Here is a 10297-nt window from a genome sequence, read left to right as displayed (position 1 = left end):
GCGGGGCTGGGACTCTCCCGTCCTCCTGAACAGGCAAGGAGAAGCACCGATGGCGAACGAGGACAAGCTCCGCGACTATCTGCGCCGGGCCACCACCGAACTCCAGGAAACCCGGCTGCGGTTGCGCGAGTCCGAGGACAAGTGGCACGAACCGCTCGCCATCGTCGGCATGCACTGCCGCTACCCGGGCGGGGTGGCCTCGCCGGACGACCTGTGGGACCTGGTCGACGCGGGCACCGACGCGATCACCGGACTGCCCCCGGGCCGGGGCTGGGAGGTGGACGAGGCCGCGAACGGGACGTCGTACCGGGGCGGCTTCCTGACCGATGCTGCCGACTTCGACGCCGACTTCTTCGGCATCTCGCCGCGCGAGGCGCTGGCCATGGATCCACAGCAGCGGGTGCTCCTGGAGGCGTCCTGGACGGTCTTCGAGCACGCCGGAATCGATCCGACCACGCTGCGCGGCAGCCGCACCGGCGTGTTCGTCGGGGTGATCGCCAGTGACTACCTGTCGCGCCTGGCCCGAGTGCCCAAGGAGGTCGAGGGTCATCTGCTGACCGGCAGCCTGGTCAGCGTGGCGTCCGGCCGCCTCGCCTACCACTTCGGGCTGGAGGGCGCGGCGGTCACCGTGGACACCGCATGCTCGTCCTCGCTGGTCGCGGTACACCTGGCCGGCCAGGCGCTGCGGGCGGGCGAGTGCGACCTCGCCCTGGTCGGCGGCGCCACCGTCCTGGCCACCCCCGGTGCGTTCGACGAGTTCTCCCGGCAGCAGGGCCTGGCCGGCGACGGTCGTTGCAAGTCCTTCGCGGCCGGCGCCGACGGCACCGGCTGGAGCGAGGGTGTGGGCTTGCTGCTGATGGAGCGGCTGTCCGACGCGCGCCGCAACGGACACCGGGTGCTCGCGGTGGTGCGCGGCTCGGCGGTCAACCAGGACGGCGCCTCGAACGGACTGACCGCGCCGAACGACCTGGCCCAGGAGCGGGTGATCCGCCAGGCGCTGGCCAACGCCCGACTGGCCGCGAGCGACGTGGACGCGGTGGAGGCGCACGGCACCGGCACCCGACTCGGCGACCCGATCGAGGCCCAGGCGCTGCTGGCCACCTATGGGCAGGACCGGCCGGCCGAGCGGCCGTTGCGGCTGGGCTCGATCAAGTCGAACATCGGACACGCCCAGGCGGCGGCCGGGGTGGCGGGCGTGATCAAGATGGTGCAGGCGCTGCGGCGCGGTGTACTGCCGCGCACGTTGCACGTGGACGAGCCGACGCCGCACGTGGACTGGTCCGCCGGGCGGGTGGCGCTGCTGACCGAGCCGTTGGCGTGGCCGGCGGGCGAACGGGTGCGCCGCGCGGGGGTGTCCTCGTTCGGGGTGAGCGGGACCAACGCGCACGTGATCGTGGAGGAGGCGCCGCCGCCCGAGGGCCCGGTCGATGCCGCCGATCCGGTCCGGCTCCTCGGCGGGGTGACGCCGTGGGTGGTGTCGGCGCGCACCGGTGACGCCCTGCGGGCCCAGGTGGAGCGGTTGCGGGAGTGGGCGATCGAGCATCCGGAGGCCGATCCGGACGACGTGGGCCGGTCGTTGGTCTCGGGCCGGGCACTGTCCGGCCACCGGGCCGTGGTGCTCGGCCGGGACGCGGCGGAGCTGGCCGAGGGGTTGTCCGCCGTGGTGGACGGCGAGCCCGAGGCGATCGTGGGCGAGGCCCGACGCGGATCGGGCCGTACCGCCGTGCTGTTCACCGGGCAGGGGGTGCGTACGCGCGCAATGGCGCGCGAACTGCACGCTGGGTTCGCGGTGTTCGCGGCGGCGCTGGACGAGGTGTGTGCCGCGTTCGACGCGGTGTTGCCGTTCTCGGTGCGCGACGTGCTGCTGGCAGAGGGCGAGGACAGCGGTGAGGACGGTGACGGCGTCGAGGACACCGGTGTGGCGCAACCGGCCCTGTTCGCCTACGAGGTGGCGCTGTACCGGTTGTGGACCTCATGGGCGGCGGAGCCGGACGCGGTGGCCGGGCATTCGCTCGGCGAGGTGGTCGCGGCGTATGTGGCCGGGGTTTTCTCGCTCGCCGACGCCACCACGTTCGTCGCGGCCCGCGCCGCGCTGATGAGCGCGCTGCCGCCCGGGGGCGCGATGGTCGCGGTGGGCACGTCGGAGAGCGCGGCGGCCCGGTTGCTCGCCGACCACCCGGGAGTGGGCATCGCGGCGGTGAACGGGCCGACCGGCGTGGTGCTTTCCGGCGAGGCGGCGGCCGTGGCGGAAGTGGCCCGGGTGTGTGCCGAGCGCGGACTGCGCATCTCCCGGCTGCGGGTGTCGCACGCGTTCCATTCGGCGCTGATGGAACCGATGCTGGACGAACTGGCCCAGGTGGTAGCCGGATTGACGCTGCGTCCGGCACGGATGGCGATCGGGTCGAACGTGACCGGCCGGATCGGGTCGGCGGAGCAGTTGTGCGATCCGCGCTATTGGGTGGACCACGTGCGGCGCGCGGTGCGCTTCGGCGATGTGCTGGACGCGCTGCGCGCCGACGGGGTGCGTACGTTCGTCGAGATCGGGCCGGACGCCGCGCTGACCCCGATGGTCGCCGACGTCACGGCCGACGCGGACGACGTGGTTGCGGTCGCCACCCGGCGGCGCGACCGCGACCCGGTGACGGGTGTGGTCGAGGCGCTGGCCCGGGTGTTCGTGCGCGGCGCGGCGGTGGACTGGGCGGCGCTGGTGCCCGGGCGGTGGGTCGAGCTGCCCACGTACGCCTTCACCCGGCGGCGCTTTTGGCTGGACGCCGGCACCGGCGCGGGCGACCCGACCGGCCTGGGGCAGGGGACGGTGGATCACCCGCTGCTCGGCGCGGTGGTCGGTCTGGCCGATGGACACGGTTCGCTGTTCACCGGGCGGTTGTCCCTGGACACCCATCCGTGGCTGGCCGATCACGTCGTCCTGGACACCGTCCTGCTGCCCGGGACCGCGTTCCTGGAACTGGCCCTGCACACCGGACGCCGGGTGGGCTGCGACCGGGTCGAGGAACTGTCCCTGGAGACCCCGCTGGCGTTCGGCGAGCGCGGTGGTTGCCAGGTGCAGGTATGGATCGAGGCGGCCGGCCCCGACGATCGGCGGCGGGCGATCACCATCCACTCCCGGCAGGACGACGGCGACGGCGACGAGGGGTGGATCCGCAACGCGGTGGGCACGGTCGCGCCGGTCGAGGACGAGGCGCCCGCCGACGCCGTCGCCGACCCGACCCCCTGGCCGCCGACGGGCGCAATACCCGTGCCGATCGACGACTTCTATCCCTGGCTGGCCGACAACGGAGTCGCCTACGGGCCGTGCTTCCGGGCGGTGCGCGCGGTCTGGCGTCGCGGGGAGGAGATCTTCGGCGAGATCGCACTCCCCGAGCAGGTCGGGTACGAGGCCGACCGGTTCGGCGTGCACCCCGCGCTGATGGACGCCACCCAACACCTGCTCGGAGTGGCCGCGTTCGCGGACCTGGCGGAGTCCGAGGGCGGCGGTTTGGCGCTGCCGTTCTCGTGGCGTGAGGTACGGCTGCACACTCCCGGCGCGGCCGCGGTGCGGGCGCGGGTGGTGCGGACCGGGCCGGAGTCGGTGACGCTGAGTCTGGCCGACGAGGACGGCCGACCGGTCGCCGAGGTCGAGTCGCTGGCCGTGCGGCCGATCTCGGCCGAACAACTGCGCACCTCCACGGCGGGTCGCCGCGACCCGCTGTACACGCTGCGCTGGACGCCGCTGCCCCGGCCGTCGGCCGCGCCGGGTCCCGGATCCCCGGCGATCATCGCCGAGTCGGGCTCGGGGGACCCGTTCGCGGGCCGGCTCGGCGGCACCGTACATCCCGATCTGACCGCGCTCGGCGACGCGGTGGACGCCGGGCTGCCGGCGCCCGAGGTGGTCGTCCTCGCGTGGCCCACGATCCCGGCCGGACCGCTCGGCGACGTGCCGGACCCGGACGACGTACACGCCGCCGTACACCGGGCGTTGGCCACCGTGCAGACCTGGCTCGGGGACGAGCGCTTCACCGGCGCCCGCCTCGTCGTGGTCACCCGGGGCGCGGTCGCCGTCGCGGACGAGGAGGTGGACGATCCGGCCGCCGCCGCCGTGGGCGGCCTGGTCCGGTCGGCCCAGTCCGAGCACCCGGACCGGCTCGTCCTCGCCGACCTGGACGACGACGCGGCCTCGCCCGAGGCGCTGCTCGCCGCGATCGGCGCGGGCGAACCGCAACTCGCGGTACGGGCCGGGGTGGCGTACCTGCCCCGGCTCACCCGGACACCCGCGATCGAGCCCAGCGCACCGCTGTTCACGCCCGACGGCACAACCCTGGTCACCGGCGGCACCGGAGCACTTGGCGCCTTGGTCGCCCGGCACCTGGTGGTCGCGCACGGGGTGCGCCGGCTGCTCCTGGTCAGCCGGCGCGGGATCGCCGCGCCCGGCGCCGGGGCGTTCGCCGCCGAACTCACCGGCCTGGGCGCGACGGTCGACGTGGTGGCCTGCGACGTGTCGGACCGGGCCGACCTGGCCAAGAAGTTGGCCGCGATCCCCTCCGCACACCCGCTGTCCGCGGTGGTGCACGTCGCGGGTGTGGTCGACGACGGGGTGATCGGCGCACTGACGCCCGAGCGGGTGGACCGGGTGTTGCGGCCCAAGGTCGACGCGGCGCTGCACCTGCACGAGTTGACCCGGGACGCGGACCTGACCGCGTTCGTGCTGTTCTCCTCGGTGGCCGGGGTGATCGGCAGCCTCGGACAGGCGAACTACGCGGCGGGCAACGCCTTCCTGGACGCCTTCGCGCAGCGGCGACGCGCCCTCGGGCTGCCCGCGGTGTCCATGGCCTGGGGGTTGTGGGCCGAGGAAAGCGGTTTGATGCGTGAGGAGTTCGCCGAGACCGACCGGCAACGCATCAACCGCAGCGGTGTATTGCCGCTGTCCGACGAACAGGGCCTGGCGCTGTTCGACGCGGCCCTCGCGCACGGCGAGCCGATCCTGGCCCCGGTCCGTTTGGACCTGACCGCGCTGCGCCGCCTGGAAGACGAACTACCGGCCATCCTGAGCGGATTGGTGCCCTCCTCGCGCCGCGACGGCGCCCGCCCAGGCGCGGCGGACACCCGTCGACTGGCCCAGCGGCTCGCCGGCCGCTCCGAGCCGGAGCAACTGCGCCTGCTCACCGAACTGACCCGCGCCCAGGCCGCCGTGGTACTCGGCCACGCGGGCGCCGACGCGGTCGCCGCCGATCGTGCGTTCACCGAACTGGGCTTCGACTCGCTCACCGCGCTGGAGATGCGCAACCGGCTCAACACGGTCACCGGCCTGCGACTGCCCGCCACGGTGCTGTTCGACTATCCCAACGCCGCCGCGCTGGCCCGCTTCCTGCGCGCCGAGACGCTGCGTGTACCGCAGTACACCCAGGCGGCGGCGAACACTGCGGCCAAGGCCAGAACTTCGGACGAGCCGATCGCGATCGTGGCGATGAGCTGCCGCTACCCGGGCGGGATCGACACCCCCGAGGAGCTGTGGCGCTGCGTCGCCGGCGGAGTGGACCTGACCTCGCCGTTCCCGACCGACCGCGGCTGGGACCTGGGTGCGCTGTACGACCCGGACCCGGACCGCTCCGGGCGCTGCTATACGCGCGAGGGCTCGTTCATGCGCGACATCGACCGCTTCGACGCCGAACTGTTCGGGATCTCCCCGCGCGAGGCGCTGGCCATGGATCCGCAACAGCGGCTGCTCCTGGAGACCTCCTGGGAGGCGTTCGAACGCGCGGGCATCGACCCGGCCTCGCTGCGCGGGAGCAACACGGCGGTATTCGCGGGGCTGATGTACGCGGACTACGCCGCGGGTCGCGTGGGCGACGTGGGCGACGAGTTGGAGGCGTACATCGGCAACGGCAACTCGTTCGGCGTCGCCTCCGGCCGGGTCGCCTACACGCTGGGCCTGGAGGGCCCGGCGGTGACGGTGGACTCGGCCTGCTCGTCCTCGCTGGTCGCGCTGCACTGGGCGGCACACGCACTGCGCAGCGGGGAATGCGATCTCGCGCTGGCGGGCGGGGCGACGGTGATGTCCACGCCCAGCGTCTTCGTGGAGTTCGCCCGGCAGCGCGGCCTGGCGCCCGATGGACGGTGCAAGTCGTTCGCCGCTGCGGCCGACGGCACGGCGTGGGGCGAGGGCATCGGCATGTTGCTGGTGGAGCGACTGGCCGACGCGCGCCGCAACGGGCATCCGGTCCTCGCGGTGCTGCGGGGTTCGGCGATCAACCAGGACGGCGCCTCCAACGGCCTCACCGCGCCCAACGGCCCGTCGCAACAGCGGGTGATTCGGCAGGCGTTGGCAAACGCCGGGCTGGCCACGGCCGATGTGGACGCGGTCGAGGCGCACGGTACCGGGACGGTGCTCGGCGACCCGATCGAGGCCCAGGCGCTGCTGGCCACCTACGGTCAGGACCGGCCGGCGGAACGGCCGCTGTGGCTCGGCTCGATCAAGTCGAACTTCGGCCACACCCAGGCTGCGGCCGGCGTGGCCGGGGTGATCAAGATGGTGATGGCGATGCGGCACGGGATGTTGCCGCCGACGCTGCACGTGGACGAACCCTCGCCGCATGTGGACTGGTCGACCGGGCGGGTCGAACTGCTCGCCGAGGGACGGCCGTGGCCCGAGGTGGGCCGGGCCCGCCGGGTGGCGGTGTCCTCGTTCGGGATCAGCGGGACCAACGCGCACGTCATCCTCGAACAGGCCGACGAGGAGCCGGAATCCGCCACCCGGACCACGGCCGGCACCGGGATCGGCGGGGTGCTGCCGTGGGTGCTCTCGGCCCGGACCGAGGCGGGCGTACGGGCCCAGGCGGCCCGGTTGCGGGACTGGGCCGGGGCCCGGCCCGAGGTCGATCCGGCCGACGTGGGCTGGTCGTTGGCGTCGGGGCGGGCCGTGTTCGAGCGGCGCGCGGTGGTGTGGGGCCGGGACGGCGCGGAGTTGACGGCGGGCCTGGACGCGCTGGCCGCCGGGCGGGACGCGGGAGCACGTGCCGTGCTGGCCGGCGGCACCGGCGTGTCGGGCGAGGCGGCCGTCGGGCCGGTATTCGTGTTTCCCGGTCAGGGCTCGCAGTGGGTCGGCATGGCGGCGGAACTGCTGAACTGCTGCCCGGTGTTCGCCGAGTCGGTGGCGGAGTGCGCGGCGGCGATGGATCCGCTGCTGGCCGACTGGGCACTGCTCGACGTGCTCCGGGACGCGTCTGCCGCGCTGTTGGAGCGGGTGGATGTGATCCAGCCCGTGTTGTTCGCCGTGATGGTCGGCCTGGCCCGCTGGTGGGAGTCGTGCGGGGTGCGGCCGAGCGCGGTGATCGGACACTCCCAGGGGGAGATCGCAGCGGCGCATGTGGCGGGCTTCCTGTCTCTGGAGGACGCGGTCCGGATCGTGGTGCTGCGCAGCCGGGCACTGCGGGGGCTGGCGGCCGACGGTGACGGGATGTTGTCGGTGGGCGTGTCCGCCGAGCGTGGCCGCGAACTCGTGGCACGCATCGATGGATTGTCCCTGGCGGCGGTCAACGGGCCCGGCAGCGTGGTGCTTTCCGGGCCGGTGGAGGGCCTGACCCCGATCGCGGCCGAGTGCGAGCACGACGGGGTTCGGGCGCGGTGGATCCCGGTGGACTACGCCTCGCATTCGGCGCGGATGGACGACGTACGCGAGGTATTGGCCGAGTCGCTGGCGGGGGTGGAGCCGGGGATCGGGCGGGTGCCGATGTACTCGACCGTGAGCGGGCTGAAGGTCACCGATCCGGCGGACCTGGCCGGCGAGTACTGGTTCGAAAACCTGCGCCGCACCGTGCAGTTGGCCACGGCGGTCGGCGCGGCTGCGGCCGACGGGCACACCGTGTTCGTCGAATGCAGCCCGCACCCCGGTCTGGTCGTGCCGCTCGGCGACACCCTCGACGCCCTCGGCGGCACGTCCGGCACGGTCCTGGAGACGCTGCGCCGGGGCGAGGGCGGCCCCGAACGGCTGGTCGCGGCACTGGCGGCGGCGTTCGTGAGCGGCCTGCCGGTCGACTGGGCCGGACTGCTGTACCACGACGGGGTCCGACGGGTACAACTGCCGACGTACCCCTTCCAGGGGCGCCGGTTCTGGCTCGAACCGGACATGGGCACGGCGCTGCCCGGTCGCACGACACCCGCCCCGGTGGTGGGCGACACCGAGGACAGCAGGTTGTGGGAGGCGCTGGAGGCGGCGGGCGCCGAGGACCTGGCGGCCGAGTTGGACGTGGCGGCGGACGCGCCGCTGAGCGACGTGCTGCCGGCGCTGACGTCCTGGCGGGCGCGGCGGCGGGCCGATGCGACGGTGCGGTCCTGGCGGTACGGGGTGCGGTGGGAGCCGTGGGCGGCGCCGGCCGCCTCCGCCGACGGGATGGGGCGCCTGGTGCTCGTCGCTCCGGACGGGGAGGTCGCGGACGTGCTCACGGGTGCCTTGGCCGAGCGCGGCGCCGAAGTGGTGGTGCTGTCCGGGGAGGGGGAGCGGACCACGTTGGCGCGGCGGCTCGCGGCGATCGGCGAGGAGGGTGTGCCGGCCGGGGTGGTGTCGTTGTCGGCGGTGGGTTGCGCCGCCGACGCGGACCCCGTGTCCGAGCTCGCGCCGGTGCTCACGCTGGTGCAGGCGCTGGGCGACGCCGGGATCGAGGCACCGCTGTGGGTACTGACGCGGGGCGCGGTGTCGGTGCTGGGCGAGGAACCGGCCGGCCTGGCGGGTGCGGCCGTGCAGGGGCTCGGGCGGGTGGTCGGGCTGGAGCATCCCGGGCGGTGGGGTGGGCTGATCGACCTGCCGGAGGTGATGGACGGCAGGGTGGCCCGGACGCTGGCGGGCATCCTGGCGGCCGGTACGGGCGGCACCGACTCGGGCGAGGACGAGATCGCGATTCGGCCGCTGGGGGTGTTCGTCCGGCGGCTGGCGCGGATGGCCGGGCCGCTGGGGAACGGGACGAGCCGGTGGCGGCCAGGTGGTACGGCGTTGGTCACCGGCGGTACCGGTGCGCTGGGCGGGCGGGTCGCGCGATGGCTGGTCCGCGAGGGTGTCGAGCGGGTGGTGTTGGCCGGGCGGCGCGGGCCCGACGCGCCGGGCGCGGACGGACTGCGCGAGGAACTGGCCGCGGCCGGAGCCGAGGTGGCGGTACTCGCCTGTGACCTGGGCGATCGGGACGCGGTGGCCGCGCTGTTGGCGGAGGTACGGGCCGGCGGCCGGCGGATCGACACCCTCGTACACGCGGCCGGCGCGGTGGTGGTCGGCCCGCTGGCGGACAGCACCGTCGCGGATCTCGCCGACGCCTCGGCGGCCAAGGTGGGCGGCGCGCTGCTGCTGGACGAGTTGTTGCGGGCCGACGAGCCCGACACCGTGGTGCTGTTCTCCTCCGCCGCCGGGGTGTGGGGCGGCGCGGGGCAGGGGGCGTACGCGGCGGCGAACGCCTGCCTCGACACGATCGCCGAGCGGCGCCGGGCGCGCGGGCTGCGTACGGTCTCGATCGCGTGGGGGCAGTGGGCCGGCGGCGGGATGGCCGACGGCGCGGCCGGCGCGCACCTCGACCGGATCGGGGTGCCGGCGATGGACCCGGACCGGGCCTTGGAGGCACTGCGGCAGGCCCTTGACGAGGACCTGACCTGCGTCACCGTGGCCGACGTGGACTGGCCGAGGTTCGCCGCCGGGTACACGGCGGCCCGGCAGCGACCGCTGATCGCGGACCTGGTGGCGGCGGAGGTCGCGGCGGCGCCGGCCGCCGAAGCGCGCGGGGCGGCCGAGTCGGACGGTCCGAGTGTGTGGCGGGCCCGACTGGCCGAACTGGGCGCGGCGGACCGGGCGGCGGAACTGCTCGCCCTGGTCCGTACCGAGGTCGCCGCGCAGTTGGGCCACGCCGACCCGGCCGCGATCGAACCCGAACGGCCTTTCCGCGACCTTGGGTTCGACTCGCTCGCGGCGGTGGGCCTGCGCAACCGACTGACCGAGACCATCGGTCTCCGACTGCCCAGCACGCTGGTCTTCGACCATCCGACAGCCGTCGCGCTGGCCGCGCACATCGACGGCGAACTCTTCGGCGAGACCGCCGGAACGGTCTCGGTCTTCGCCGAACTGGACCGCCTGGAAGCGGCGCTCGGCGAACTGGGCGGCGACTTCGCCGAACGGGGCAGGGTCGGTGCCAGATTGGCAGAACTCGCCGGGAAGTGGCGGGAGATCGAGGCCGCGAGCCGGAAGGCCGAGCCTGAGGGAGCCGACTTCGTGGCAGCGGAGGACGAGGAGATGTTCGACATGCTCGGAAAGGAGTTCGGCATCTCCTGA

The 10297-nt window shown here is 74.3% G+C and carries 1 protein-coding gene; it reads left to right on the top strand.

The window, feature by feature from the left end; translation table 11 throughout:
- Positions 1-25 precede the first annotated feature (25 nt).
- Positions 26-10297 carry a type I polyketide synthase gene (locus ACH4XV_RS41710; protein WP_395798727.1) on the top strand — a complete coding sequence of 3424 codons (10272 nt, stop codon included), beginning with the start codon at positions 26-28 and terminating at the stop codon, positions 10295-10297.

It is taken from the genome of Embleya sp. NPDC020630 (genome assembly GCF_044334985.1).
Classification (GTDB): Bacteria; Actinomycetota; Actinomycetes; order Streptomycetales; family Streptomycetaceae; genus Embleya.
This window is presented reverse-complemented; position numbering and strand designations above follow the sequence as displayed.